General features: G+C 64.9%; 26 protein-coding genes. 6 read left to right on the plus strand and 20 right to left on the minus strand.

Going from position 1 to position 25,213, the window contains the following annotated elements; translation table 11 throughout:
• Positions 1-438 precede the first annotated feature (438 nt).
• From OCW50_RS04220 to pdxY, 4 genes are all read right to left on the minus strand, one after another.
• A complete protein-coding gene (locus OCW50_RS04220; RefSeq protein ID WP_262273090.1) occupies positions 439-1,461 on the minus strand; it encodes an ABC transporter substrate-binding protein in 1,023 nt (340 codons plus the stop codon).
• Positions 1,462-1,499: 38 nt separating this feature from the next.
• Complete coding sequence (locus OCW50_RS04225) at positions 1,500-2,291, minus strand: ABC transporter permease (protein WP_262296555.1); 792 nt, start codon at positions 2,289-2,291, stop codon at positions 1,500-1,502.
• Positions 2,291-3,103 carry an ABC transporter ATP-binding protein gene (locus tag OCW50_RS04230; RefSeq protein WP_262296556.1) on the minus strand — a complete coding sequence of 271 codons (813 nt, stop codon included), beginning with the start codon at positions 3,101-3,103 and terminating at the stop codon, positions 2,291-2,293. The genes OCW50_RS04225 and OCW50_RS04230 overlap by 1 nt, the downstream gene beginning before the upstream one ends.
• A 554-nt stretch (positions 3,104-3,657) precedes the next feature.
• Positions 3,658-4,506 carry a pyridoxal kinase PdxY gene (pdxY, locus tag OCW50_RS04235; protein WP_262296557.1) on the minus strand — a complete coding sequence of 283 codons (849 nt, stop codon included), beginning with the start codon at positions 4,504-4,506 and terminating at the stop codon, positions 3,658-3,660.
• A gap of 152 nt (positions 4,507-4,658) precedes the next feature.
• Here pdxY and OCW50_RS04240 point away from each other — a divergent pair, with 152 nt between their 5' ends.
• The 3 genes from OCW50_RS04240 to OCW50_RS04250 all read left to right on the plus strand — a co-directional run bounded on the left by OCW50_RS04240 (position 4,659) and on the right by OCW50_RS04250 (position 5,851).
• Complete coding sequence (locus OCW50_RS04240; protein WP_262273094.1) at positions 4,659-5,180, plus strand: DedA family protein; 522 nt, start codon at positions 4,659-4,661, stop codon at positions 5,178-5,180.
• Between the two features lie 64 nt (positions 5,181-5,244).
• Positions 5,245-5,400 carry a hypothetical protein gene (locus OCW50_RS04245; protein ID WP_262296558.1) on the plus strand — a complete coding sequence of 52 codons (156 nt, stop codon included), beginning with the start codon at positions 5,245-5,247 and terminating at the stop codon, positions 5,398-5,400.
• A 253-nt stretch (positions 5,401-5,653) separates the two neighbouring features.
• Positions 5,654-5,851, plus strand: coding sequence for a hypothetical protein (locus OCW50_RS04250; protein ID WP_262296559.1), 198 nt, complete (start codon positions 5,654-5,656; stop codon positions 5,849-5,851).
• Between the two features lie 24 nt (positions 5,852-5,875).
• Here OCW50_RS04250 and OCW50_RS04255 read toward each other — a convergent pair whose 3' ends face one another.
• Both OCW50_RS04255 and ilvC read right to left on the minus strand, forming a co-directional pair.
• Positions 5,876-7,627: a patatin-like phospholipase family protein gene (locus tag OCW50_RS04255; protein ID WP_262296560.1), complete on the minus strand. Its 1,752-nt coding sequence runs from the start codon at positions 7,625-7,627 to the stop codon at positions 5,876-5,878.
• 123 nt (positions 7,628-7,750) lie between these two features.
• A complete protein-coding gene (gene ilvC / locus OCW50_RS04260) occupies positions 7,751-8,770 on the minus strand; it encodes a ketol-acid reductoisomerase (protein ID WP_262273097.1) in 1,020 nt (339 codons plus the stop codon).
• A gap of 282 nt (positions 8,771-9,052) precedes the next feature.
• Here ilvC and OCW50_RS04265 point away from each other — a divergent pair, with 282 nt between their 5' ends.
• On the plus strand, positions 9,053-9,598 hold the full coding sequence (locus OCW50_RS04265) for a DUF924 family protein (protein WP_262273098.1): 546 nt from the start codon (positions 9,053-9,055) through the stop codon (positions 9,596-9,598).
• Between the two features lie 4 nt (positions 9,599-9,602).
• On the opposite strand, the gene ilvN is transcribed toward OCW50_RS04265, so the two are convergent.
• Genes ilvN through OCW50_RS04280 form a run of 3 tightly spaced genes read right to left on the minus strand, consistent with a single transcriptional unit; the run spans position 9,603 to position 12,647 of the window.
• On the minus strand, positions 9,603-10,148 hold the full coding sequence (gene ilvN, locus OCW50_RS04270) for an acetolactate synthase small subunit (RefSeq protein WP_173948353.1): 546 nt from the start codon (positions 10,146-10,148) through the stop codon (positions 9,603-9,605).
• Positions 10,149-10,176: 28 nt separating this feature from the next.
• Positions 10,177-10,857 (minus strand): glutathione S-transferase family protein, encoded by a 681-nt coding sequence (locus OCW50_RS04275; protein WP_262296561.1) that lies wholly within the window; start codon positions 10,855-10,857, stop codon positions 10,177-10,179.
• A gap of 17 nt (positions 10,858-10,874) precedes the next feature.
• Positions 10,875-12,647, minus strand: coding sequence for an acetolactate synthase 3 large subunit (locus OCW50_RS04280; protein ID WP_262296562.1), 1,773 nt, complete (start codon positions 12,645-12,647; stop codon positions 10,875-10,877).
• Positions 12,648-12,922: 275 nt separating this feature from the next.
• On the opposite strand from OCW50_RS04280, the gene OCW50_RS04285 reads away from it, so the two are divergent.
• Positions 12,923-13,750, plus strand: a complete 828-nt coding sequence (locus OCW50_RS04285; RefSeq protein WP_262273101.1) for an RMD1 family protein — start codon at positions 12,923-12,925, stop codon at positions 13,748-13,750.
• On the opposite strand, the gene miaA is transcribed toward OCW50_RS04285, so the two are convergent.
• A complete protein-coding gene (gene miaA / locus OCW50_RS04290) occupies positions 13,710-14,666 on the minus strand; it encodes a tRNA (adenosine(37)-N6)-dimethylallyltransferase MiaA (RefSeq protein ID WP_262296699.1) in 957 nt (318 codons plus the stop codon). The two genes, OCW50_RS04285 and miaA, sit on opposite strands and share 41 nt — an antisense overlap.
• Positions 14,667-14,674: 8 nt before the next feature.
• Between miaA and serB the strand changes: the two genes are divergently transcribed.
• Complete coding sequence (gene serB / locus OCW50_RS04295) at positions 14,675-15,589, plus strand: phosphoserine phosphatase SerB (RefSeq protein WP_262296563.1); 915 nt, start codon at positions 14,675-14,677, stop codon at positions 15,587-15,589.
• A gap of 182 nt (positions 15,590-15,771) precedes the next feature.
• Here the strand turns inward: serB and OCW50_RS04300 are convergent, their stop codons facing one another.
• The 10 genes from OCW50_RS04300 to OCW50_RS04345 all read right to left on the minus strand — a co-directional run bounded on the left by OCW50_RS04300 (position 15,772) and on the right by OCW50_RS04345 (position 25,189).
• A complete protein-coding gene (locus tag OCW50_RS04300; RefSeq protein ID WP_262296564.1) occupies positions 15,772-16,593 on the minus strand; it encodes an alpha/beta fold hydrolase in 822 nt (273 codons plus the stop codon).
• A gap of 222 nt (positions 16,594-16,815) precedes the next feature.
• On the minus strand, positions 16,816-18,759 hold the full coding sequence (acs, locus tag OCW50_RS04305) for an acetate--CoA ligase (RefSeq protein ID WP_262296565.1): 1,944 nt from the start codon (positions 18,757-18,759) through the stop codon (positions 16,816-16,818).
• A gap of 184 nt (positions 18,760-18,943) precedes the next feature.
• Positions 18,944-20,458, minus strand: coding sequence for a DegQ family serine endoprotease (locus OCW50_RS04310; protein ID WP_262296566.1), 1,515 nt, complete (start codon positions 20,456-20,458; stop codon positions 18,944-18,946).
• A gap of 189 nt (positions 20,459-20,647) precedes the next feature.
• The gene (locus tag OCW50_RS04315; RefSeq protein ID WP_262296567.1) at positions 20,648-20,836 is read right to left on the minus strand and encodes a DUF2065 domain-containing protein; all 189 of its coding nucleotides are present in this window, start codon (positions 20,834-20,836) and stop codon (positions 20,648-20,650) included.
• Between the two features lie 9 nt (positions 20,837-20,845).
• The gene (hflC, locus tag OCW50_RS04320; RefSeq protein ID WP_262268210.1) at positions 20,846-21,778 is read right to left on the minus strand and encodes a protease modulator HflC; all 933 of its coding nucleotides are present in this window, start codon (positions 21,776-21,778) and stop codon (positions 20,846-20,848) included.
• Entirely contained in the window at positions 21,775-22,917 is a 1,143-nt protein-coding gene (gene hflK, locus OCW50_RS04325; protein ID WP_262296568.1) for an FtsH protease activity modulator HflK, read from the minus strand. Before hflK ends, hflC begins: the two co-directional genes overlap by 4 nt.
• 136 nt (positions 22,918-23,053) lie before the next feature.
• Positions 23,054-23,566 (minus strand): dihydrofolate reductase, encoded by a 513-nt coding sequence (locus OCW50_RS04330; protein ID WP_262296569.1) that lies wholly within the window; start codon positions 23,564-23,566, stop codon positions 23,054-23,056.
• Positions 23,563-24,045 carry a GNAT family N-acetyltransferase gene (locus OCW50_RS04335; protein WP_262296570.1) on the minus strand — a complete coding sequence of 161 codons (483 nt, stop codon included), beginning with the start codon at positions 24,043-24,045 and terminating at the stop codon, positions 23,563-23,565. Before OCW50_RS04335 ends, OCW50_RS04330 begins: the two co-directional genes overlap by 4 nt.
• A 37-nt stretch (positions 24,046-24,082) precedes the next feature.
• Positions 24,083-24,388, minus strand: coding sequence for a DUF2293 domain-containing protein (locus OCW50_RS04340; RefSeq protein WP_262268206.1), 306 nt, complete (start codon positions 24,386-24,388; stop codon positions 24,083-24,085).
• Positions 24,389-24,394: 6 nt separating this feature from the next.
• Entirely contained in the window at positions 24,395-25,189 is a 795-nt protein-coding gene (locus OCW50_RS04345) for a thymidylate synthase (protein ID WP_262268205.1), read from the minus strand.
• Between the last annotated feature and the right edge of the window lie 24 nt (positions 25,190-25,213).

The raw sequence follows: 25,213 nt of genomic DNA on the forward strand, positions 1-25,213 counted from the left end.
GCGCCCGATGAGGCACTGCCGGGAGCGCTCCTGTCAACCGAGGTCGAAGGCATCGCGCCGGAGGCGCTGTCAGCCAGGGCCTGAAGCCTGGCTCGTCCATCCCGGACATCGGCCGGAGGATCCGCCGCGACGTCCATCGCTCTTCCGATCGGGATGGCCGGGACGGATGGCGGTCTCGGCCCGTGGCGAGAACGACCGTCCCGGGAAGCGTCGGCCTAGCGCACCGTGCGAAAAAGTGGACCCGGTTTTTCGCGTCGAACGGTGCGCCGCTCAAAGGCTTGAGCATCGGAATCAATCCCAAAAGTGGAATCCACTTTTGGGTCCGATGCTCGAGCGCACCGTGCGAAAAAGTGGACCCGGTTTTTCGCACGGTGCGCCGGCCAAGAGGGGAGCATCGGAATCAATCCCAAAAGTGGGTCCACTTTTGGGTCCGATGCTCTAGATCGCCGCCTGGCGCACGAAGCGGTCGTTGAAGGTCGCCGCGAGATCCACCTTGGCGTCCTTCAGTTCGGGATCGAGCTGGCGCAGCATGTCGAGCACGCTCTGCATGCCGGTCATCTGGATGATGCCGTCGCGCGAATAGCTCTCGAGCGAGTTCTGCACCGCCTTGAGATAGAGGGGCTTGTCGCCCAGGTAGTATTCCTCCGGCACCGTGGCGGCGATATCCTCGGGCTTTGCGGTCTGGAGCCACTTCAGGCTCTTTACGAACGCATTGACGAGGCGCTGGGTGGTTTGCGGGTTCTGTTCGATGAAGTCCTTCTTCGTGTAGAGCGTCGCCGCAGGATTGGAGCCGCCGAAGAGCGCGCGGGTTCCGGCCTCGGTGCGCGTGTCGATCAGGATCTGAATGTCCCCGTCGGCTTCGAGCTTGGCGATGACGGGATCCAGATGAGAGATCACGTCGATCTCGCCCTTCTTCATCGCGGCCACGCCGCTGGCGCCGGATCCGACGCCGATGATGGCGGCATCGGACGGCTTCAGGCCGGCCTTCACCATCGCGTATTGCGCGGTGAGCGCGGTCGAAGATCCCGGTGCGGTAACGCCGATCTTCAGGCCTTTGAAGTCGGCCGCCGACTTGATCTGCCCAGCCTTGTCCTTCCTGACCGCGATCACGATGGCGGGAAAGCGGCCGAGTTCGGTGACGGCCACGACATCCTGCCCCTTGGCCTGCATGCGGATCGTATGCTCGTAAGCGCCGGTCACCACATCGACGGAGCCGCCGATGAGCGCCTGAAGCGACTTCGCACCGCCGCCGAAATCGTTGATCTCGACCTCGAGTCCCTGCTCCTTGAAGAAACCCTTCCGCTCGGCAATGGTGAGCGGCAGATAGTACAGAAGCGGCTTGCCGCCGACGCCAAGCGTCACTTTCGCCTTCTCCGGCGCTCCCTGCGCGAAGGCCCTCGGCCCGAAGGCCGCACTCAGCCCGAGCGCTCCGGCGGTCTTCAGAAATGTACGGCGTTCCATGGCGTATCTCCCTGTTGTGGCGAGGTCAGCTTGAGTTCTTAAGTTCGTCCGGCCAGAGACGTCTGCGGCCGCCAGACCAGGAAACCATTCTCGATCCTCGTCACGAGCATGTCGATAAGGATGACGAAGACGGACAGGATCAGCATGCCGGCGAAGACGCCGGTCACGTCGAACACGCTCTCGGCTTCGTGAATCTTGTAGCCGAGGCCGGCAGAAGATCCGAGATACTCCCCGACGACGGCGCCGACGAGCGCGAAGCCGACGGACGTATGAAGGGACGAGAACACCCAGGTGAGCGCAGACGGCCAGTAAACGTGCCGGAGCAGCTGGCGTTCGTTCATGCCCAGCATGCGGGCATTGGCGAGCACGACGGGCGACACCTCGCGGACGCCCTGATACACGTTGAAGAACACGATGAAGAAGACGAGCGTGAAGCCGAGCGCCACCTTCGACCAGATCCCGAGGCCGAACCACAGGGCGAAGATCGGAGCGAGCACCACGCGCGGCAGAGCATTCGCAGCCTTGATATACGGGTCGAAGACCGCGGCCAGCAGTTCCTTGCGCGCGAAGAGGAACCCGAAGATGATGCCGCCGCCGGCGCCGATCAGGAAGGCCAGGATGGTTTCCACCAGCGTGATCCAGAGATGTCCCCAGATCTCTCCGCTGGCAAAGAGAGTCCAGCACCGCTTCAGGACGTCGAGCGGAGTCGAGAAGAAGAACTGGACCTGCTTGGGCGTGCCTGTGATCGGATAGACGGTCAGCACATGCCACAACAGCAGAAAGATCAGGCCGACGCCGATCTGAAGAACCGTGAGTTTCAGACGCGGCATCACGTATTCTCCCCTTGGCTGTAGGCCTTCTGAACTTCGACCCGCAGGCTCGCCCAGATCTCCTTGTGGATGCGGTGAAAGGTCGGTTCCATGCGCACCTCGGCAATGTCGCGCGGCCGGGGCAGTTCGACCGGAAAGTCCCCGATGATCCCGGCGGCCGGCCCTGCCGACATCAGGACCACGCGATCGGCGAGCGCGATCGCCTCCTCCAGATCGTGCGTGACGAACATTACCGCCTTGCGGTCCGCCGCCCACAGGCTCAGGAGCAGATTGCCCATGATCTGCCGCGTCTGGGCGTCGAGGGGTCCGAATGGCTCATCCATCAGGAGGATCTCGGGGTCGCGGATCAGGACCTGGGCCAAGGCCACGCGTTTGCGCTGTCCGCCGGACAGCATGTGCGGATACCGGTCGACGAAGGCCGCGAGGCCGACGCGGCCCAGCCAATCCCTCGCGCGCTGCACAGCGTCGCTGCGGGACACTCCTTTCGACTCGAGGGCCACCGCCACGTTGTCGAGGGCCGTCTTCCATGGCATCAGCGCATCCTGCTGGAAGAGGTAGCCGGCGCGCAGGTTGAGACCGGGGAGGTCGCTGCCGAATATCGTGACTCGCCCGGCCGAGGGCTTCAGCAGGCCGGCAGCCGCGTTCAGGATCGTGGACTTTCCGGATCCCGTCGGCCCGACGATGGCTACGAACTCCCCCGGACGAACCGAAAGATCGATGCCCCTGACGGCCGTATAGCCACCCACTTTCGGCCCGAACGTGATGGCGACGTCGTCGAGCGCCACCGCCGCTAGGGAGGTTGCCTGATCCATTCCGCTCCTCATGGTCCCTCGGTCGGGCGGCATTCTAGGACCGCCTCCGGACGGATCGCAAGGTAAGCCGGCTTCTCCCTTCGGCCTATGCGCCGTCGGCGATATGACGAACCATCATGCGGAGAGCGGGGCGGCCCAGCGCACCGTGAGAAAAAGTGGACGCGGTTTTTCGCGTCGAACGGTGCGCCGGCCAAGAGTTCACCATCGGACAATCGGGATCACCGGGACGAGCTCGGTGATGACGTGAGAGGGTGGCACGGGCCGGTGCGAACACCCTCCACACGTCATGGCCGGCCTTGTGCCGGCCATCCCGATTGTCTTGAGCACGGCGCCTCTCGGAATCGGGATCACCGGGACAAGCCCGGTGATGACGTGGAGAAGGTGGTCAGGGCCCGGCGATGACGACGGGGTGCCATCCGGCCGAGCGATCAAGACAGGGTCCCGGACGATGCGCCCCTTGAGGCGGGGAGCATCGGACCCGAAAGTGCATTCCACTTTTCACTGGCGTGGCCCTTCGGGTCGCTGACGCGGCCCTCCGGGTCACGTCCGATGCTCTAGACCTCCACAGCCTCGAAGCGATGGCTGGGCGCGACGAACTCGTCCTGCGCGGCGATGGTCAGGATTTCGCGGGATCCCGCCTCCTCGGTGCGCTTGAGCAGGCCGTAGACGGAAGCCGAAGCCTCGGCCAGAGCTGTCGGGGCCGAACGCGAGCGGGCGTAATGAACGAAGAACAGAGCCGCGATGGCGTCCCCTGCCCCGTTTACGGACAGCGACAGCTTAGGCGTCCGAACGCACCAGAAGCATCCGCTCTCACCGGCCACGAGATCGACGCTGTCGGCCGGCGTCTCCTTCGTCTCGACAGAGGTCACGAGGATGACCTTCGGGCCGAGTCCCTGCACGATCGAGACAGCCTGCTTCACGTCGGCCAAGGTCTGGGTCGTGAGGCCGGACAGGTAATCCAGTTCGAACTGGTTCGGGGTGATGATGTCCGCGGCGGGAACGGCCTGCTCGCGCATGAATTCCGGAATGCCGGGTCGCACGAAGACGCCACGGCCCACGTCGCCGATCACCGGATCGCAGCAGTAGAGCGCCTGCGGATTGAGGGCGCGCACCCGGGCGACCGCCGAGAGGATCGCATTGCCGATGTCGGCCGACCCCATATAGCCCGAGAGAACCCCGTCGCAACGGGACAGCACGCCCCGTTCGGCGATCCCCTCCACGAGATCCTCGATGGCCGGACCGTCGAAAACCCGGCCCTTCCAGGAACCGTAGCCGGTATGGTTGGAGAACTGAACCGTGTGAATGGGCCAGACCTCGACGCCGAGTCGCTGCATCGGAAACACCGCGGAGGCGTTACCCACATGGCCGTAGGCAACGTGAGATTGAATCGAGAGAACGTTCATGGATCTGGCCCCTTCCACCTACCCGTTAGCGCAACGGCCGTCGCGCTTCAAATCGCCTGATGTGATCATACTCATCACAAAGGCAGTTGGTTCTTTCCGCGACAATCCGTATTGATCTTGACTCTTCCCGCGAGAGGGCGACCCCGGGCACCATGGACATCGCGTTTCTGAAGACCAGCATCGTCGAATTCGTGCAGGCCCATCAGGCCTATGCGCCGCTCGTCCTCGGCCTCATGACCTTTGCCGAATCGCTGGCCTTCGTGTCGCTCCTCCTGCCCACCATGACGATCATGATCGCGGTCGGGTTCGTGATCGCGGCCGCCGACATACCGTTCTGGGAGGTTTGGGCCGGGGCTGCGTGCGGAGCGTTTCTCGGGAACTGGGTCTCCTTCGCCATCGGCCGGCGCTACAAGAAGGCGGCCTATGAAACATGGCCCCTGTCCCGCCATCCCAAGCTCATCCTGCGGGGAGAAGACTTCTTCCAACGCTTCGGCCCCTGGGCCGTGTTCCTCGGACGGTTCTTCGGTCCGATCCGCGCCGTGATCGCCCTCATCGCCGGGATCTTCCTGATGCCGGCCATGCTGTTCCAGGCTGCCAACATGGCCTCCGCCTCAGTCTGGGCCTTCGTCATTCTCGCCCCAGGCGCGGGGCTCGCGCATTATTGGGTGTGGTAGGTGCGCGCACCGGGAACCGGGTGTCCGAGGGTTCATTAACCTCCCACACCGAAGGAGGTCCCCGATGGGAAAAGGCAAGATGAACGGCGACAACTCCGCCGAGAGCAAGAAGCATCCTGGCCATGAGATCCGTGGCTCGGGCGGGACCGTGAAGAACCGCAACGATCCCGGGAGGCAGGACAACAACAAGGCTCAGAACACGAAGAGCAATCAGCAGTAACGTCAGCGGCTCGCCCTAAGGGTGAGCCGCGCTTCCCTCTCCGTTCCAGGAGGTGGCAGCGCTTTTCCGTGATGTTAACGTTATAGCGCCAACATCACGGTTGCCTTGTTGTGAGCCTTCCGCCACTTCCGAAGAGATCAGTCCCGCTGCGTCCTCGCTCAAGGCGGCCGATCCGCTCGGAACAGGACTGCCAGCCGCCTGGTGGCCGTCGGTCTCAGTCGCCGCGTCCGTCGTTTTCTCGGTGTTCTGGATCATGGAGAGCTGGGAGCGAGCCGGGCCGCTAAGAGGTCCGGCCAAGGTCAACCAGCTGATGCAGGGCCTCGGTGCCCTGCTCGCCACCCTCGTCTGCTCTTACGCCGTCCATCGGTTCTGGAAGCATCGCCACGAGACGCTCGGTCTCGTTCTGGGCCTCGCGATGGCGGCGGGCGCCATGGCGCTGCATCACCTGTGATCCCCGTGTTCCAGCCCACTGTTCTCAGGCAATCCTGAACGCGTCGAGATCCCCGGCATCGATGCGCTCCTTCGTATGCCGGTAGCCGATCTCGACCACTCTCTCGAACTGCTCCCACCCGCGGAGCGGCACGTCGGCAAGAGGCGGATGGATCACCAGCGTGGCATGGGCGCGCGCCTTCAGGGTCTGGGCATCGCTGGAGATGGTGGCCGAGCGATAGAGCAGATTGACGATATCGGGAGCATCGGTCGGCAGTCCGAGGAGCCTGCGCAGGAGGGGTGCCTTCTTCTCCTCGTCGCCCGCGGAGGTGAAGGCCACATCCCGCGCCACGTCGATGCCGAGCACCGGCCCCCTCTGGAAGTCGGCCATGATGTCGGCCGGCAGGTTGTTCATCATGGCGCCATCGACGAGCACCCCTTCAGGCTCGACGATGGGCGGCAGCAGCCCGGGAATGGCGAGGCTCGCCCGCAAGGCCCGCCAGAGCGTACCCTGACGATGAATATGGGTCGTTCCGGTCGTCAGGTTCGACGAGACGCAGAAGAAGGGAAGCCAGAGATCCTCGATGTTGCGCTGCCCGAAATGCTGGCTCAGCCGCGCATCGACCTTGAGGCCGCGGATCAAGGCGATCAGCGGCAGAGTGTAATCGTTCAGCGGCGGGCTCCGGACGAAGGCCTCCATCATGATCTCGCGCGCCTCGTCCAGGTTGATCTGAAGAGCGCAGACGGCCGCCATGACGGCGCCGATGCTGGTTCCGCCGGCAAGGTCGATTGGGAAGCCGCATTCCTGCAGAGCCTGGATCGCGCCGAGATGAGCAAAGCCACGAGCCCCGCCCCCGGCCAGGACCAGGCCGACGGCCCTGCCGCTCGACGTGCGGATGAGCCGCTGGAGATCGCTCCGGCTCCTTTCCCGCACATGAAGGCGCTGGTCGACGGGAAGCCCCTGAAGCGATGGATGCGCCGGCTTCGGGCGGGTGGCATCGGGCTTCTGCAGCAGGACGAGGTCGTGACGACGCCACCCGGACGCGGCTCCCCCGAGCGCCTCGGCCTCGCAGGTCAGCGGCTCGCCCGGCCGCGCCAGGAGCACGACATGGTCGGCGTGACGGATGCAGCGCTCCGTCCAGGCCCCCGACGGCTCAGGCGCGACATAGATCACCCGCCCGCGGCTCGCCTCGAAGCGGTACAGCCAGTTCTCCTCCTCCTCATCGGGCATCGCGGCCACCAGATCGACCCCGGCACCGTGACTCTGTCGCATCTCGGCCAGGAAGGCCTGGGCAAAGTCCGAAACCGCCACGCCATGCGTGACCGGAACGATGGCGAAGGTTGTGGGCGTGAACGTTCTGGGCTTGCTGCGGGTCGCCGCGCGAAGCCGCTCGGCCAGCAGCTTGGAGAGATAGAGCATGACGGCCGGCCAGCGCTCGATGAGATCCTCGAAATCCGCTCGGGCCAGGGTCAGGAGAACGGAGTCCCTCAAGGCCGTGACGGTCGCCGAGCGCGGCGCATGGGAGATGAGGGCCATCTCGCCGATGGTCTCGGGCGGCGCGATGCGGGCGATGCGCTGCTGCTCGCCATGACTGCCCTGCACCGACACCCCGAGGGCCCCGGACACGAGCATGTAGAGCGCGTCGGCCGGATCGCCCTCGCGGAAGAGAACCGCGCCGCCAGGGAGCACGATGCGCTGGAGTTTGGCCTGAAGCTCGAGACGGGCGGCCGGGTCGATCCCGGCCCAGAGCGGCAGGTCGAAGCCCGCCAGTTCTTGAAGCAAGTTGGTCGCGCCCATGGAATTCCGTAACGTCATCGTTCCGGTGCCACTAGCGGGAATCCACCGATCTGACAAATCCGCTTTTGGCGTAGCGCGGAGTCGCTCGGGCGGCGCGGTCATCCCGCGCCGCCCGGAAACGGCTCAGTTCCGGGTCTTGTCGACCAGGGCCTTTTCCTTGATCCACGGCATCATGTCGCGAAGGCGGGAGCCGACATCCTCGATCGGGTGCGCGGCGTTGCGGGCGCGGGTCGCCTTGAAGGAGGTCTGGTTGACCTTGTTCTCGAGCATCCAGTCGCGGGTGAACTTGCCGCTCTGGATGTCTTCCAGGACCCGCTTCATTTCGGCTTTCGTCTCGGCCGTGATGATGCGCGGGCCGGTGACGTACTCGCCGTACTCGGCCGTGTTGGAGATGGAGTAGTTCATGTTGGCGATGCCGCCCTCGTAGATGAGGTCGACGATCAGCTTCACTTCGTGGAGGCACTCGAAATACGCCATCTCGGGGGCGTAGCCCGCCTCGACCAGGGTCTCGAAGCCCGCCTTGATCAGCTCGACGAGGCCGCCGCAGAGCACCACCTGCTCGCCGAAGAGGTCGGTTTCGCATTCTTCCTTGAAGGTGGTCTCGATGATGCCGGCGCGGCCGCCGCCATTGGCGGACGCGTAGGAGAGCGCGATGTCGTGGGCATTGCCCGTCGCGTCCTGATGGATCGCGATCAGGGTCGGAACACCGCCGCCGCGCTGATACTCGGAGCGCACCGTGTGGCCCGGGCCCTTCGGAGCGACCATGAGCACGTCCAGGTCCTTGCGGGGCTCGATGAGGTTGAAGTGGACGTTGAGGCCGTGAGCGAAGAGCAGCGCCGCGCCCTGCTTCATGTTGTCGTGAAGCTCGTTGCGGTAGATGTCGGCCTGAAGCTCATCGGGGGTCAGCATCATGACCACGTCGGCCCATTTGGCGGCCTCGGTCACGTCCATGACCTTGAGCCCGGCCTTCTCGGCCTTGGCCACGGAGGGCGAGCCCTTGCGGAGGGCCACGACGATGTCCTTCACGCCCGAATCGCGCAGGTTCAGGGTATGGGCGTGGCCCTGGCTGCCGTAGCCCACGATGGCAACCTTCTTGCCCTTGATCAGATTGATGTCCGCGTCGCGATCGTAATAGACACGCATGGTCCTCGGGTCCCTTGTTTTCAAAGGGGGGCTTTTCCCCCGTCCTCGTAGCCGCCGCGCGATCCTCAGGATCTACGCAACAATTGTTTTGTCAGGCGCCGCTTTTAGCGAATAAAACTGCGCTGACAAGGTGTTGTTTGTAGCAAAACTGCCGACTTGGCCTGCATGGAGCGCAAAGCCCGGCTATTTCTGCCATCAAACGATCCGAGCCTGGAGAGTTCAAAAGGCTCCCCAATGCTCTAGATTGGCCTTCATCCCTTTTGCCGAGAAGGACAACGCCGCATGCAGCGTCTTGCCACTCCCGACGAAGTCATCTCGTTCTGGCGCGAAGCCGGTCCTGACAAATGGTTTTCGAAGGACGACACCTTCGACCAGGTCTGCCGCGACCGTTTCCTCCCCACCTATGAGGCTGCCGCCCGGGGCGATCTCAACGAGTGGGAACTCACCCCGGAGGGCGCGCTCGCCGTCATTCTCCTCCTCGACCAGTTTCCCCGGAACATGTTCCGGGGAAAGCGCGAAACCTACAAAACCGACCCGGTCGCCCTGATGGCGGCGGACCGGGCCATCGAGCGCGGATTCGACCATCGGGTGGAACCTGAGTTCCGCCGGTTCTTCTACCTTCCCTTCATGCACTCCGAGTCCCTCAGGCATCAGGAGCGCTCGGTGACATTGAACGAAGCCCTCGGCGAGGACTCCATCAAGTGGGCGCGCCACCATCACGGCATCATTGCCCGCTTCGGCCGCTTCCCGCACCGCAACGCCATCCTCGGCCGCGAGACGACGCCCGAGGAGGAAGCGTTCCTGCAGGAGAACGACTTCAGGGGGTGACGCCTCAGCTGATCCCTTCCGCGCCCCGCGCCATGGCGGCGACGCCGGTGCGGGAAACCTCGACCAGTCCGACTGCGGTCATCAGCTTGATGAATCGCTCGACCTCGTCGGTCGTGCCGGTCAGCTCGTAGACGAACGAGGTCAGGGTCGCGTCCATCGTGCGGGCGCCGAACGCCGAAGCGAGACGCATCGCCTCCACCCGGTGATCGCCCTTGCCGACGACCTTGACAAGGCAGAGCTCACGCTCGACGGCCTCGCCGGTGAGCGTCAGGTCCACGACGCGGTGAACGGGCACGAGGCGCTCGAGCTGGCTCTTGATCTGCTGAATGATGCTGTCGGTGCCCGTGGTCACGATGGTGATGCGCGAGATATGCGCCTCGTGCTCCGTCTCGGTGACGGTCAGGCTCTCGATGTTGTAGCCGCGACCGGAGAACAGGCCGGCGATGCGCGCAAGGACGCCGGGCTCGTTGTCGACCACGATGGCGAGCGTATGCCGGCTCGAGGGCTCGACGCGGGTCGCATCGGGATAATGGGTTTTCATCTGCAGCATGGTCTGGTTTCCCGAATTCTGATTGGCCTCAAGCCGCCCTGCGGTAGTTTTCGATGGCTTCCTCGTCGACCTCGTCGGCCGTGACGACCCATTCCTCCGTCATGGCGGCGGCGCGCCAGCTTTCAAAGGCCGGCAGCGACAGGATCGCGTCCACATAAGCCTGCGTGGTGGCATCGAGCGCGATGGAGTAGGTGTCGAGACGGGTCGCGAGCGGCGCATACATGGCATCGGCCGCCGAGAAGGCCCCGAACAGGAACGGACCGCCGGCGCCGAAACGCTCACGCGACTGACGGACGATCTCGCTGAAGCGCGCAACATCACGATCCACGGCCTCGCCGCGGTCCCTTCGGGCGAACTTCTTGCCGAGATTCATCGGGCATGCGGACCGCAGGGCGGAGAATCCGGAATGCATTTCCGCTGCGATCGAGCGGGCCATGGCTCGAGCCTTCCGGTCTTCCGGCCATACGGGCGCGCCGAAGGCGTCACCCACATATTCCATGATGGCGATCGATTCCCATACGGTCACATCGCCGTCGATCAGGATCGGGACCTTGCCGGCGGGCGAGTGCTTCAGGACCCGCGCCTTCGTGTCCGGCAGATCGAGCGGAATGGTGATCTCGTCGAAGGCGACGCCGAGCTGCTTCATCAGCAGCCAGGGGCGCAGCGACCAGGACGAGTAGCACTTGTTGGCGATGACGAGAGTAGGCACGGTTCAGACCCTCCTCATCACACCAGCATCTTGCCCTTCTCGTCGATCACGGAGCCGATATCGGCTCCGGTCTCGCCGAGATAGTCGTTGAGCAGCATCTCGTTGTGCGCCTTGCCCGACGGGATCATCGGGAAGCAGTTCTCGGTCTTGTCGACGACGCAGTCGAAGATGACCGGGCGGTTCACGTTGATCATCTCCAGGATCTTCGCATCGAGGTCGCCGGGCTTGTCGCAGCGGATTCCGACGCCCCCATAGGCTTCCGCGAGCTTCACGAAATCGGGCAGCGATTCCGAGTAGCTGTGGGAGTATCGCCCGCCATGCAGCAGCTCCTGCCACTGGCGCACCATGCCCATGTACTCGTTGTTGAGGATGAAGACCTTGATCGGCAGGCTGTACTGCAAGGCGGTCGACATCTCCTGCAGCATCATCTGGATCGAGGCTTCGCCGGCAATGTCGATCACGAGCGCGTCGGGATGCGCCAGCTGCGCGCCGACGGCCGCGGGCAATCCATAGCCCATCGTGCCGTGGCCGCCCGAGGTCATCCAGCGGTTCGGCTCCTCGAACTTGAAGTATTGCGCTGCCCACATCTGGTGCTGGCCCACTTCCGTGGTGACGTAGGTCTCGCGATCCTTGGTCAGTTCGTACAGGCGCTGGATGGCGTATTGCGGCTTGATGGTTTCCGTCGAATTGCGGAAGGCCAGGCAGTTGCGGGCACGCCAGCCGTCGATCTTTCCCCACCATTCCGTGAGAGCGGCCTTGTCCGGCTGATGGGCATTCTGCCGCCACAGGCGCAGCATATCCTCCAGAACATGCGCGCAATCACCGACGATCGGGATATCCACCTTCACGGTCTTGTTGATCGACGAGGGATCGATGTCCACGTGGATGCGCTTGGAGAAGGGCGAGAAGGCATCGAGCCGGCCCGTGATCCGGTCGTCGAAGCGCGCCCCGATATTGATCATCACGTCGCATTCGTGCATCGCGAGATTGGCCTCGTAGGTGCCGTGCATGCCCAGCATGCCGAGCCACTGGCGGCCGGAGGCCGGAAAGGCGCCAAGCCCCATCAGGGTCGACGTGATGGGAAAGCCCGTGAGCTGCACGAGCTCGCGCAGCAGGGCGGACGCGTGAGGACCTGAATTGACCACACCGCCGCCCGTATAGAACACCGGGCGCTTGGCCTTAGCCATCAGTTCCACGGCCGCGCGGATATGGTCCAGGTCACCCTTGACGGTCGGTCGATAGGTCTTGTGCTGGTTGCTCAGGGGGCGGGCGTAAGAGCCGGTCTTGAACTGGATGTCCTTCGGCAGGTCGACCACGACCGGTCCCGGTCGTCCGTTCTGGGCCACGTAGAAGGCCTCATGCAGGACGCGCGGCAGATCCTCGATGTTCTTGACGAGGTAGTTGTGCTTCGTGCAGTGGCGGGTGATGCCGACCGTATCGCATTCCTGGAAGGCGTCGGAGCCGATGAGATGGGTCGGCACCTGGCCGGTGATGCAGACCAGGGGGATCGAATCCATCATGGCGTCCGCGAGACCCGTGATCGCGTTGGTCGCTCCGGGACCCGACGTCACCAGCACGACGCCGGGCTTGCCGGACGAGCGGGCATATCCCTCGGCCGCGTGGACCGCCCCCTGCTCGTGGCGGACGAGCACGTGGCGAACCCTGTCCTGGTGGAAGAGCGCGTCGTAGATGGGAAGCACCGCGCCGCCCGGATAACCGAAGATATGCTCAACTCCCTGATCCTGCAGGGCTCGGATCACCATTTCGGCTCCCGTCATCGTCTCGCTCATCTCACTCGCTCCCTGGGGTCTTTCGCATCACTGTCTTGGAATTCGGGCAATAAAAAAGGCCCCTGAGGGGGCCTGTGCGCCATCGCCGGACCTGCGGGTCAATCCCGCTCCGTCGATGGCGCTCGTACTACGAGAATAAGCTTGCGCATGGGGGCAGCTCTCGGTTCAAAAGTTGCGCCGACGCTAAACGATCCGTTTCATTCGGTCAAGCGGGAGGGACTTGCTTGGAAGCGGCTTAGCTTTTGCGCGAAGCCCCCTATTTTAGTCGTATGACCATGTCCGATCCTATCCCACCGACCGGTGCGACCACGCAGAACCTGCGCCTCACCGCCCGCGCCCTGCTCCTGGGCGACCGGCTCGACGTGGCCGGGCTCGAGCGGAGCGACGTGCTCTCCACCACCCCCCTCGCCTTCCGGGCCGGACAGGACGGGTTCGTCGCCCTCTTCCGCTACGGCGTCGCCGTTCTCGTGGGCCTCACGCCGCTCGAGGAGGACGAGGTCATCCGCAGCCTTCGCCAGCGCATTCAGGGTGAGTTCGCCCGGCACGAGGAAGAGACCGCGATCATCGAAATCACCCCGGATCGGGACGACCAGATCCCGCCGGGCGGGCCGATCTACATCAAGCAGCTCTCGACCGAGCGACTGATCGTCATCGCCGATGCCCTGTCCAAGAGCGCGACCCTCGCCCGTGACGAGCGGGAGGCCACGGCCGCCTTCGAGCTGGTGGAGCCCTCGGTCCAGCATCTCGCGGAGAGGGGCCGGCGCCCCCGGGACCGACGCAGGATCCTCAAGCAGGTCGGCCAGGCGCTCCTGGTCCGTCAGCGCATGTCGGGCGGCGTAGCCGTCGAGGAAAAGCCTGACGTCCTGTGGGACCGGCCGGACCTGGAGCGCCTCTATGCCCGCCTGGAGGATGAATACGAGTTGAAGGAGCGTGCCACGGCGCTCCACCGCAAGCTCGAGGTTCTGGGCGACACCGCCCAGGCGCTGACCGATATCATCGACACGGAACGATCCTTGCGTCTCGAACTGATCATCGTCATCCTGATCGTGTTCGAGATTGTCATCACGTTCTATCAGATGGCGACCGGCGCTCCGGGGCACTGATCCGGTCCATCGCGGCCTCGAAGCCCCGCTCCGGCTCGACCCAGCGCCAATCGGGCAGCTGGTGTCGGAACCAGGTGAACTGGCGCTTGGCATAGCGGCGCGTATCGCCCTGTCCTCTGGCGATGGCCTCGTCGAGCGTGATCTCGCCGCGCAGATAGGCCAGAAGGCCCGGCACGCCATGAGCGCGCATGGCCGGCAGCATGGGATCGAGGTCGCGCTCGCCCAGAGCCCGCACCTCCTCCAGCGCGCCCTGATCCATCATGGTGACGAACCGGGCGTCGATGCGCCGTCGCAGCTCGTCCCGGTCGGGGGCGAGAAAGAGCTTGAGAACAGGCCCATCGGAAAGAGGCCCCGGCTGGCGGTCTCCATGGAAGGACACGAGCGGCCGACCGGTCGCGGCGAAGATCTCGAGCGCCCGCTGGACGCGCAGGCGGTCGGAGGGTCGCAGGGTCCGGGCCGTTTCCGGATCGCGCTCCGACAGGAGACGGTGGAGGTCGGGTGTTTCCATGCCCTCGCTGTCCCGGCGCACCTGCTCGCGGACGGCGTCGGGTACGGCGGGCATGTCGGACAGGCCTTCGGTCAGGGCCTTGAAGTAGAGCCCGGTCCCGCCCACGAGGATCGGCAGCTTCCGGCCCCCGGCCTCCCGGAGCGCCGCAACGGCGTCGGCCACGTAGCGCCCGACGGAGAAGTTCACGGCGGCGTCCACATGGCCGTAGAGCCGGTGGGGCGCCTGAGCCTCCTCGTCCGGCGTCGGGCGCGCGGTGATGATCCGGAGGTCCCTGTAGACCTGCATGGAATCGGCATTGATCACGACGCCGTCGAGCTCTTGAGCCAGTCTGATGCCCAATGCGGACTTGCCTGATGCGGTCGGCCCTGCGATGAGAACCGCGCCGACCTTCAACCCACTCACAGCCAGGTCTTCCAATGGCGTCTTCCCCGAATACCCTTGTCGCGACCCTCATCGCCAACCCGTCTCGACCTGTGCTCACGGACGAGGTCGTGGCGCTCGGTGCCGCGTCGATCGGACATGAGACGGAACGCTCCGTCCTGGCAAGGGGAATCGCCGCCGACCTGATCGTTCCGGCTCCGGCGGAGGCCAAAGCGGTCGAGGGCGCCCTGCGCCAAGCCCTCGAAGGGCAGCCTATCGACATCGTGGTGCAGCCTCTGGCGAACCGCCGCAAACGCCTGTTCCTGGCCGACATGGACTCCACCATGATCGGCCAGGAATGCATCGACGAGCTGGCCGATTACGTCGGGTTGAAAAGGGAAGTCTCCGAGATCACCGAGCGGGCCATGCGCGGCGAGATCGCCTTCGAGCCGGCCCTGCGCGAGCGTGTGGCGCTGCTGAAGAACCTCCCGGTCAACGTGGTCGACGAGATCATCGGGACACGCATCACCCTGACGCCCGGCGGCCGTAGCCTCGTCCAGACCATGCGGGCCAATGGCGCCTATGCCTGCTTGGTTTCGGGCGGTTTCACCCTTTTCACCGGCCCGATCGCGGCCAAGATCGGCTTCCATGAGCACCGCTCCAACCATCTGATCCTGGACGGGGAGACGCTCGCCGGCACCGTCGAGGAACCGATCCTGGGGCGCGAGGCGAAGCTTGCGACCCTCATCGAGCTGCGCACGCGCTTCGGCCTGGCGCCGAACGACACCATGGCCGTGGGGGACGGCGCCAACGACCTCGCCATGCTGGAAGAAGCCGGTCTTGGCGTCGCCTTCCATGCCAAACCGGCCGTTGCGGCGGCAGCCCACGCCCGGCTCGACCATGCGGATCTGTCGGCGCTTCTTTATGTGCAGGGATATCGGGCGGACGAGATCGCTGCGACGCCAGAATGACAGGAACGCCTAGAGCATCGGACGGACCCGGAGGGCCGCGTCAGCGACCCGCCGGGTCCGTTCTGACCGATGCTCTCATTCAAGAAGAAAGCATCGGATGGATCCCAAAAGGGCAAGTCCACTTTTCACGTCCGATGCTTTAGAGCATCGGATCCGATGCTCTAGTGCCGCGACCGTCCGGATCAGCCTTGGATGAAGGCCAGGACGTCGTTGTTGAACCTTTCGGCCTCGAGCTGCGCCAGACCGTGCGCACCGCCGGCATAGACCTTCAAGGTCGCATTGGACACGATCTTCGACGAGATCATCGCCGACGCGACGATCGGAACGATCTGATCGTCGTCCCCGTGGACGATGAGCGTCGGCACGTCGAACCTCTTCAGATCCTCCGTCAGATCGGTCTCCGAGAACTGCTTGATGCAGTCGTAGGCAGGCTTGATTCCGGCCAGCATGCCCTGCAGCCAGAAGTTCATGCGGATTCCCTCCGAGATCTTGGCACCCTGGCGATTGTAGCCGTAGAACGGCATGCTGAGATCGTAGAAGTACTGCGAGCGGTTCTCGTAGGTGTTCTTGCGGATGTGGTCGAAAACCTCGATCGGCAGGCCTTTCGGGTTGGCCTCCGTCTTCAGCATCAGGGGCGGGATGGCCCCGACCAGCACGATCTTGGCGACCCGCCGGGTTCCGTGCCGGCCAATATAGCGGGTGACCTCGCCGCCGCCGGTCGAATGCCCGATCAGAATGATGTCCCGCAGGTCGAGCTCTTCGATGAGGGCCGCGAGGTCGTCCGCGTAGGTGTCCATGTCGTTGCCGGTCCAGGTCTGGGCCGAGCGTCCATGACCGCGCCGGTCATGCGCGACGACACGATAGCCGCGTTCGCCGAAGAACATCATCTGCACGTCCCAGGCATCCGCATCGAGCGGCCACCCGTGCGAGAAGACGATGGGCTGTCCGGAGCCCCAGTCCTTGTAGAAGATTTCGGTGCCGTCCCTTGTCTTGATCGTGCTCATGGCTTGCTCCTGACGCCCCACTGGAATCGGGCTTCATTGTCGCGCGCACGGCGGCGTGGCCGACGGCGATGGCCCCTTCGCTTTGCAACACACCGGATGCGGGATACTGAAACCGGAACGGGAAGACGCAACCTGATCGCCGGAGGGATGGAACGTCCCCGGCGATTCTTCACACAGGTTATTCTGACAAGGCGGACCCTCTATGACAAGGAAGGGCGCCGCTCAGCTTTTAGGCAACCGGACCCGTCTGACGATTTCCGCCACCACGGCCGGATCGGCGACCGTGGAGGTATCGCCGTGGTTCTCGTAATCGCCGGCGGCAATGCGCGTGAGGATGCGGCGCAGGATCTTGCCCGAACGGTTCTTCGGCAATTGCGGCGCCCATTCGATCCTGTCCGGCGTGGCGATCGGGCCGATCCGGGTGCGCACGACCTGGACGAGCTCGCGACGAAGCTCGTCGCTCTCGGCAACCCGCTCCTTGAGGGTAACGAAGGCGAAGATGCCCTGCCCCTTGATCTCGTGCGGCATGCCCACCACGGCGGCCTCGGCGACCGACGGGTGAGACGCCAGGGCGGACTCGACCTCGACGGTGCCGAGCCGGTGGCCCGAGACGTTGATCACGTCGTCCAGGCGGCCGGTGATCCAATAGTCGCCATCCGCATCGCGCCGGGCGCCGTCGCCGGTGAAGTAATATCCCGGGAAGGTGCTGAAATAGGTTTTCAGGAAGCGCTCGCGGTCGCCCAGGATCGTGCGGGCCTGTCCAGGCCAGGAATCGGCGAAGCACAGATTGCCCGCGCCTTCGCCTTCGACGATGGTCCCGTCGCTGGCGAGCAGCACGGGCCGTACGCCGAAGAATGGCTTCGTCGCCGACCCAGGCTTCAGGTCCGTGGCGCCCGGCAGCGGGCACAGGAGGACGGCACCGGTCTCCGTCTGCCAATAGGTGTCGATGATCGGGCAGCGTCCTCCTCCGACCACCTCGTGGTACCAGAGCCAGGCTTCCGGATTGATCGGCTCGCCCACCGAGCCCATGACCCGCAGGGACGACAGGTCATGCCTGCGCACCGGGCCTTCCCCGTCGCGCATGAGAGAGCGGATGGCGGTCGGTGCGGTGTAGAAGATGTTGACCCTGTAGGCCTCGATGATCTGCCACCAGCGAGAGGAGTCCGGCCAGGTCGGGACGCCCTCGAACAGCACGATGGTGGCGCCGTTCGCCAGCGGCCCGTAGATCAGGTAGGTATGGGCCGTCACCCAGCCCACATCCGCCGTGCAGAAATGGATGTCGCCGGGGTGGTAGTCGAACATCGCCCGGAAGCTTGAGGCCGCATGGACGAGATAGCCCCCGGTGGTGTGGAGCATGCCCTTCGGCTTGCCGGTCGATCCCGAGGTATAGAGCACGAACAGCGGATCCTCGGCACCGACCTCGACCGGGGGACAATCCGCCGAGGCTTCGGCGAGAGCCTCGTCGTACCAGCGGTCACGGCCGGCCATCATGGGAACGTCGCGCCCGGTTCGGCGCACCACGAGCACATGCTCCACGAAGGCAAGGCTTGCGAGCGCCGCGTCCGCGTTCCGCTTGAGCGGGACATGCTTGCCGGCCCGCAACCCCTCGTCCGCCGTGATCAGAACCCGGGAGCGGCAATCCTCGATGCGCCCGGCCAGCGCCTCCGCCGAGAACCCGCTGAACACCACCGAGTGCACCGCGCCGATCCGGGCGCAGGCCAGCATGGCGGCGATGGCCTCCGGCACCACCGGAAGGTAGACGCTGACGAAATCGCCCTTCCTGACCCCGAGCGCCTTCAGGGCGTTGGCCAGGCGGGAGACCTCCTGCTTCAGATTGTTCCAGGTGACTGTCCGGGTGTCCCCCGGAGTGTCGCCCTCCCACAGGATGGCGGCATCGCCGCCGCGGTCGCGGGCGTGGCGGTCGAGGCAGTTGAAGGATGCATTCAGCGTTCCGTCGGCGAACCATTCGATGGTGACGTCGCCGGCAGAATAATGCGTGTTCTTCACCCTCGTGAAGGGCTTCCCCCAATCGAGGATCTGCGCCTGCTCGCGCCAGAAGCCCTCCGGGTCGTCGAGGGAGCGGCGATACAGATCCTGATAAGCCTGCGCATCCACATGGGCGCTCGATTTCAGGGCGGCGGGAACGGAGAAAACGGGTTGTGTCATCGGAGGCTTGGTCTCTGGAACTCTGGCTCGGCAAGAGCCGGGACAAGCGGAGAAGTCGCGCCGTCAGATGCTTCGAATGGTCCTTTTAGTCAATCGTTTTGTTCGTTATTCAGAACATTACTGCCATGACAAAAGAAAAGGCGGCCTGCACGGGCCGCCTTTCCAAAAGATCGGATGGGCTGGATTACTCGATCGACAGGGCCACGAAGCGCACCTCGCCCTGGGCGTTTGCCACCAGGAGCAGGGCGGACTTGCGGCCCTGGGCCTTGAGGTCGTCGATCTTCTTGGTCACGTCGGCCGGGCTCGTGACCGGCTCCTGGTTGACCTCGACGATAACCTCGCCGGCCTGGATCCGCTTGTCCGACGCATTCGAGTTCGGGTCGACCCGGGTGATGACCACGCCTTTGAGGTCGTCCTTCAGGCTGAACCGACGGCGAAGCTCGTCCGTCATGCCGGACATGTTGAGGCCGAGGGCCTGACGGGTCGCGGTCGGCGGCTCGGTCGAAGGCTGCTGCAGGCTGGCCTGCTTCTCGGTATCCTCGAGCCGGCCCAGGGTCACCTGCCTGGTCATCTCCTGGCCCTTGCGGACGATGGCCACGTCGACGGCCTTGCCGACCGGGGTCGAAGCCACGATCCGCGGCAGGTCGCGGGAATCCTTGACCTCCTTGCCGTCGAAGCGGACGATCACGTCTCCGACCTCGAGGCCCGCCGGCTTGGCGGGACCCTTGTCGTCGATGCCGGCGATCAGGGCGCCGCGGGCCGTGCCGAGGTTCAACGCCTCGGCGGTTGCATCATCCACGTTCTGGATGCGCACGCCGAGCCAACCGCGGCGGGTCTCGCCGAACTGGCGCAGCTGATCGATGACCGGAACGGCCGTCGAGGCGGGCACGGCGAAGCCGATGCCGACCGAGCCGCCGGTCGGCGAGAGGATGGCCGTGTTGATGCCGATGACCTCGCCGTTCATGTTGAAGAGCGGGCCGCCGGAATTGCCCTTGTTGATGGAGGCATCGGTCTGGATGTAGTTGTCGTAGGGGCCGGACTCGATGTTGCGGCCGCGGGCCGACACGATGCCGGCCGTCACCGAACCGCCGAGCCCGAAGGGATTGCCGATGGCCATCACCCAGTCGCCGGGGCGGATGGATTCCGAGTCGCCGAACTTGACGGCCTTCAGGGGCTTGTCGGACTTCACCTTCAGAACGGCGAGGTCCACCTTGGAATCCTTGCCGACGATCTCGGCCTTCAGGCGCGTGCCGTCAGGGAAGATCACGCTGATGTCGTTGGCATCGCCGATCACGTGGTTGTTCGTCACCACGATGCCGGACGGATCGATCACGAAGCCGGAGCCGAGGGAGTTCGAGCTGCGCGGTCGTGAGGGAGTGCTGTCTCCGTTGCCCCCCTGCCCACGGCGGTTGAAGAACTCCTCGAAGAGGTCCTCGAACGGGGTTCCGGGCGGCAGTTGAGGAAGGGTCCGGTTGCGGGCCTCCACGGTGGTCGAGGCCGAGATGTTGACCACGGCCGGGGTCACCTCATCGGCGAGATCGGCGAAGGATTCGGGCGTCGCGCGCGCATAGGCGGGCAGCGGCATGGCGGCCGTCGCGACAACCGTGAAGACCGCGAAGCAGGACGCGGCCAACCGGCGCAGGGGACGCTGGGGCAGCGCCGTCGTGGAAGGCGCCAGCGCATTCGTGGCTGTGTTCATCGAAAACCCTCTCTCGGAGAATAGCCATATAGATTGGTATTTGGCCCCGCCATTCAAGCGGATATTGCGGCGGAAGCTTGGCCTCAAGCCACGGATCCGACAAGGGATTCCACTTTCGGAACCGATCGGATCCTCCGTCGGGAGCGAGCCGCCCCGTTTCGCCGACCCGGGACGCCACGGCCCGGGCTCTCAGCTGAATTGCCGCACCAGCCAGATCACCCCGAGCCCGATGACGGCCGATATGATCCCGACGATCCGCATCTGATCGCTCGGGCTGTGGGCCGCCTCGTACATGGCCCGGCGCATGCCGTCAGGAAAGGCCGCAAACAAGATGCCCTCGACCGCAAGAGCGAGGCCGAGGGCTGCAATCAAGTCCATCATCAGGGATCATTGGGCTGGAGCCGGCTGGGCCGGCGCGGGGGCGGGCTGCGTGGCGCCTCCGCCGTTCCGTCGACCGGCCGGGTCGTTGAAATAGCGGAAGAAATCGGAATCCGGGCTCAACACGAGCCGGGTATCGCCCGACTTCAGACCCGCTTCATAGGCTTGCATCGAACGATAGAAGGAGAAGAACTCCGGATCCTGCCCGAAAGCCTCCGCCAGGATACGGTTGCGGTCCGCATCGCCCTGGCCGCGCAGCTCCTCGGCCCGCTGATTGGCCTCGGCCCGGATGATCGTCGCCTCGCGTTCGGCCTTGGCCCGAATGGTCTGCGCCTGCTGCTGGCCATTGGCGCGAAGGTCGGCCGCCTCGCGCTCACGCTCGGTGCGCATGCGCTGGTAGACCGCCTGGCTGTTCGCTGCCGGCAGATCGACCCGGGTGAGGCGCACGTCGATCATCTCGATGCCGAGGCTCGCCGCCTGACGGTTCACGTCCGCCTGAATGCGGTTCATCAGATCCGCACGCTCGGTGCGCACGATGGCGTCGCGGGACGCGCTCGCCAACGTGTTACGCATGACCGAGTTGGTGAAGCTCTGCAGGCGCTGGTTGGCCAGCGCGATGTTGCCGACGGCCTGGTAGAACCGCAGCGGATCGACGATCCGGTATCGGGTGAAGGCGTCGACCTCAAGGTTCTGCCGGTCGGCCGACAGAATGGTCTGGACCGGCAGGTCGAGATCGAGCACGCGCTTCTCGAAATAGGTCACCGTGTCGACCAGCGGCAGCTTGAACTTCAGGCCAGGCTCCGAGATGGCCGATTGCACCGCGCCGAAACGCAGCACGAGCGCATACTGGGTCTGCTGCACGATGAAGGTCGCGCTGTAGAGGACGATGGCCGCGAGGACCAGGCCGATCAGGGCGACCGTGCGAAGAGTCGAAGCGTTCATCGCGTGGCTCCCTGCGGGTTGGCGGCATTGCCCTGCGGCTGCGGGCGCTGGATCTGCTGATTGAGAGGCAGGAAGGGCACGACGCCCTGGCCGTTCTGGTCGACGATGATCTTCTCGAGCCCGCCGAAGACCCGCTCCATGGTTTCGAGGAAGATGCGCTCGCGGCTGATGTCGGGAGCCTTGCGGTATTCCTCGTAGACCTGGCGGAATCGCGCCGCCTGACCGGTCGCGTCGGCCACGGACTGCTCGCGATAGGCTTCGGCCTGCTGCACCGTGCGCGACGCCTCGCCTCGGGCCTCGGGAACGACCCGGCTCGCGAAGGCTCCCGCCTCGTTCTGGACGCGCACAGCGTCCTGCTGGGCGGCGTTCACGTCGAAGAAGGCCTGTCGCACCTCGGACGGAGGCTGGACGGCCTGAAGCTGGACCACGTTGATCAGGACGCCTGCGCCATAGGCATCGAGCGCCTCCTGCATGATCTGGCGGACTTCCTGAGCGACGCTGGCCTGCTCCGTGGTCAGGATCGCCTGGATGTTCCGGCGGCCGATGACCTCGCGCATGGCGCTCTCGGCCACGGACTTGATGGTGCCGTCGGGATTCTGAAGGTTGAAGACGTAATCCTGCGGACGGGCGGGGTTGATCTGCCAGACCGCATCGAAATCGATGTCGACGATGTTCTCGTCGGCGGTCAGCATCAGGCTTTCCTCGATCACGTCGCGGGCGCGCCCCTGCCCCGTCGGCGTGGAGCGGTAACCCACCTCGACCCTCTGCTGGGCGGTCACGTTGGGCTTGATCACCCGGCCGATCGGATAGGGAAAGTTGTAGCGCAGACCTTCACCGGAGGTCCGGGTGTACTTCCCGAAGATCATGTTGATGCCGACCTCGTTGGGCCGCACCGTATAGAAGCCGGTGAGCAGCCAGACGGCGATCACGCCGAGAACGAGAATGATCAGGCCCCTGCCCCCCATGGAGCCTCCGGGGATGAAGTCTTTCAGGCGATCCTGGCTGCGGCGCAGAATATCTTCCAGGTCCGGGGGCGTTCCATTGCCCTGCGGCCCGGAGCCCCAAGGGCTCTTGCCGCCTCCCGATCCGCCGCGCTGACCCCAGGGGCCGCCGCCGCCGCTTTGGTTGCTCCAAGGCATAGGACGCCTTTCCTCACTTATGATTGGCCGGCCGACACAGCCGTTGAGATCCCGAGACGGTTGTGGGTGTTGCCTCTTCCGCCTGTCAAGCCTGCGAATTGGGGATTAAAGGGAGCTTCGTCAACCTTGGACAAGGTCAGGGACGCCTTTCGAGATCAATAAAGGTAAACGGATGCTCGTCGTCGGGTGCCTTCGGGTGATCCTCCCGCCTCGTCTCGCGAAACCGTGATCGATCGAACTCGGGGAAGACGGCGTCGCCCTCCGGGGCGGCGTGAACCTTCGTCAGGAATATGCTCTGCACGTGCGGCAGGGCGAGCGCATAGATTTCAGCGCCCCCGACCACGGCGATGGCCTCGGCCTCCATCCTGGCAGCAATCTCGGCGCCTTTGGCGACCGCCTCCTCCCAGGTGTGGACCACGTGCACGCCCGCGGCGGAAAAGCCGGCATCGCGGGTCAGCACGATCGTCTCGCGCCCCGGCAGGGGTTTGCCGATGGACTGGAAGGTCTTGCGCCCCATGATCATCGGCTTGCCCATGGTGAGCCTGCGGAAGCGCCCGAGATCGGTCTTGATGCGCCACAGGAGATGATTGTCCCGCCCGATCACGCCGTTTTCGGCGACCGCGACGACGAGGATAAGGGGAAGGGTCATGGCTCCTCCGCCAAGTGTCGCAAGGCCTCGCCCGTGACCCGCTGCACGGTCCATTCATCCATGGGAACGGCCCCGATGGAGCGATAGACCTGCAGGGCCGGCTCGTTCCAGTCGAGGACCCACCATTCGAGGCGCGCCAAGTCCTCGTCGATGCAGCGGCGGGCAAGATGCCTCAGCAGCGCCTTTCCGATTCCGCGGGACCGGAAGGCCGGCCGGACGAAGAGATCCTCCAGATAGATCCCGTGCCGGCCGCGGAAGGTCGAGAAGTTGTAGAACCAGAGGGCGAAGCCGGCCGCCTCCCCGTCCCATTCCGCGATATCCGCGAAGACCCGCGGGGCGGGGCCGAAAAGCGCCTTCGCGATGTCCGCCTGCGTCGCGTCGACCTCGTGGGCCAGCCGCTCGTATTCGGCGAGGTCGCGGATGAAGTTGAAGATCGCCGGAGCATCGCGCTCTTCGGCCTTGCGGATGACGAGACTCATGCGGCTGTTGTGTCGCAAGTGATCCTTGCTGTCGAGCTTATTCGGCTTCGTCGTCCGCCTGAACGCGGCGGGGCGAGCCCCATTCCGCCAGAACGGCGTTCATGTCGTCGAGGACGAAGAAACGGGCGCTCTCCTGGTCGTAGCCGTCGTTGAGCAGATCGTCGTAATCCGTGAGCCTGTGGCGGATATAGGACGTGAGAGACAGCCATGCGGCCGTCTCGGGCGAAGCGCCATGCAGGCCGCGGCTGCCCAGGGCATGGTCGGTGACGGCCTCGAACTCGTGCCGCGGAATGCGCGGGGCCAGGATGCGGACCGCGCCCTCGATGGCCTCGCGCCGGCTCATGCCGCGTCAGACCGCGACGGGCGCCTTGATGGCCGGATGCGGGTCGTAATCCTCGATGGCGATGTCGTCATAGGTGAAATCGAAGAGCGAGCGGACGGACGGGTTGAGGCGCAGCTTCGGCAGGTGCCTCGGCTCCCGGGAGAGCTGGAGGCGCGCCTGCTCCAGATGGTTGAGATAGAGATGCGCGTCCCCGAAGGAATGGACAAAGTCGCCGGGCTGCAGGCCCGTGGCCTGGGCCATCATGTGCGTGAGCAGGGCGTAGGACGCGATATTGAACGGAACGCCCAGGAACACGTCCGCCGAGCGCTGGTAGAGCTGGCAGGAGAGCCGCCCCTCCGCGACGTAGAACTGGAACAGGCAATGGCAGGGCGCGAGCGCCATCTTGTCCAGATCCGCCGGGTTCCAGGCGGAAACGATCAGGCGGCGGCTGTCGGGATTGCGGCGGATCTCGTCGAGCACCCAGCGGATCTGGTCGACGGTGCCGCCGTCGGGCTTGGCCCACGAGCGCCACTGCTTGCCGTAGACGGGACCGAGATCCCCGTTCTCGTCGGCCCACTCGTCCCAGATCGAGACGCCGTTCTCCTTCAGGTAGCCGATGTTGGTGTCGCCCTTGAGGAACCACAGCAGCTCATGGACGATGGAGCGCAGATGGAGCTTCTTGGTGGTGACGAGCGGAAAGCCCTGGCTGAGATCGAAGCGCATCTGGTGACCGAAGACCGAGATCGTCCCGGTTCCGGTCCGGTCGTCCTTGCGGACGCCCTCGTCCATGATGCGGCGGATGAGATCGAGATAGGCTTGCATGGGGTGCTCCTCGCCTGATCATAG

Source organism: Microvirga sesbaniae (genome assembly GCF_025460805.1).
In the GTDB taxonomy this organism is placed as follows: Bacteria; Pseudomonadota; Alphaproteobacteria; order Rhizobiales; family Beijerinckiaceae; genus Microvirga; species Microvirga sesbaniae.

Coding starts and splice junctions, on each gene's coding strand:
- OCW50_RS04250 (WP_262296559.1), top strand. CDS start 5,654: ATGGAGAGCTGGGAGCGAGCCGGGCCGCTAAGAGGTCCGGCCAAGGTC.
- ilvN (WP_173948353.1), bottom strand. CDS start 10,148: ATGCTGCAGATGAAAACCCATTATCCCGATGCGACCCGCGTCGAGCCC.
- OCW50_RS04245 (WP_262296558.1), top strand. CDS start 5,245: ATGGGAAAAGGCAAGATGAACGGCGACAACTCCGCCGAGAGCAAGAAG.
- OCW50_RS04345 (WP_262268205.1), bottom strand. CDS start 25,189: ATGCAAGCCTATCTCGATCTCATCCGCCGCATCATGGACGAGGGCGTC.
- acs (WP_262296565.1), bottom strand. CDS start 18,759: ATGACACAACCCGTTTTCTCCGTTCCCGCCGCCCTGAAATCGAGCGCC.
- pdxY (WP_262296557.1), bottom strand. CDS start 4,506: ATGAACGTTCTCTCGATTCAATCTCACGTTGCCTACGGCCATGTGGGT.
- OCW50_RS04335 (WP_262296570.1), bottom strand. CDS start 24,045: ATGAGTCTCGTCATCCGCAAGGCCGAAGAGCGCGATGCTCCGGCGATC.
- serB (WP_262296563.1), top strand. CDS start 14,675: ATGGCGTCTTCCCCGAATACCCTTGTCGCGACCCTCATCGCCAACCCG.
- OCW50_RS04280 (WP_262296562.1), bottom strand. CDS start 12,647: ATGAGCGAGACGATGACGGGAGCCGAAATGGTGATCCGAGCCCTGCAG.
- hflC (WP_262268210.1), bottom strand. CDS start 21,778: ATGAACGCTTCGACTCTTCGCACGGTCGCCCTGATCGGCCTGGTCCTC.
- OCW50_RS04285 (WP_262273101.1), top strand. CDS start 12,923: ATGTCCGATCCTATCCCACCGACCGGTGCGACCACGCAGAACCTGCGC.
- OCW50_RS04255 (WP_262296560.1), bottom strand. CDS start 7,627: ATGGGCGCGACCAACTTGCTTCAAGAACTGGCGGGCTTCGACCTGCCG.
- hflK (WP_262296568.1), bottom strand. CDS start 22,917: ATGCCTTGGAGCAACCAAAGCGGCGGCGGCGGCCCCTGGGGTCAGCGC.
- OCW50_RS04240 (WP_262273094.1), top strand. CDS start 4,659: ATGGACATCGCGTTTCTGAAGACCAGCATCGTCGAATTCGTGCAGGCC.
- ilvC (WP_262273097.1), bottom strand. CDS start 8,770: ATGCGTGTCTATTACGATCGCGACGCGGACATCAATCTGATCAAGGGC.
- OCW50_RS04315 (WP_262296567.1), bottom strand. CDS start 20,836: ATGGACTTGATTGCAGCCCTCGGCCTCGCTCTTGCGGTCGAGGGCATC.
- OCW50_RS04230 (WP_262296556.1), bottom strand. CDS start 3,103: ATGGATCAGGCAACCTCCCTAGCGGCGGTGGCGCTCGACGACGTCGCC.
- OCW50_RS04220 (WP_262273090.1), bottom strand. CDS start 1,461: ATGGAACGCCGTACATTTCTGAAGACCGCCGGAGCGCTCGGGCTGAGT.
- OCW50_RS04340 (WP_262268206.1), bottom strand. CDS start 24,388: ATGAGCCGGCGCGAGGCCATCGAGGGCGCGGTCCGCATCCTGGCCCCG.
- OCW50_RS04310 (WP_262296566.1), bottom strand. CDS start 20,458: ATGAACACAGCCACGAATGCGCTGGCGCCTTCCACGACGGCGCTGCCC.
- OCW50_RS04225 (WP_262296555.1), bottom strand. CDS start 2,291: ATGCCGCGTCTGAAACTCACGGTTCTTCAGATCGGCGTCGGCCTGATC.
- OCW50_RS04330 (WP_262296569.1), bottom strand. CDS start 23,566: ATGACCCTTCCCCTTATCCTCGTCGTCGCGGTCGCCGAAAACGGCGTG.
- OCW50_RS04265 (WP_262273098.1), top strand. CDS start 9,053: ATGCAGCGTCTTGCCACTCCCGACGAAGTCATCTCGTTCTGGCGCGAA.
- OCW50_RS04300 (WP_262296564.1), bottom strand. CDS start 16,593: ATGAGCACGATCAAGACAAGGGACGGCACCGAAATCTTCTACAAGGAC.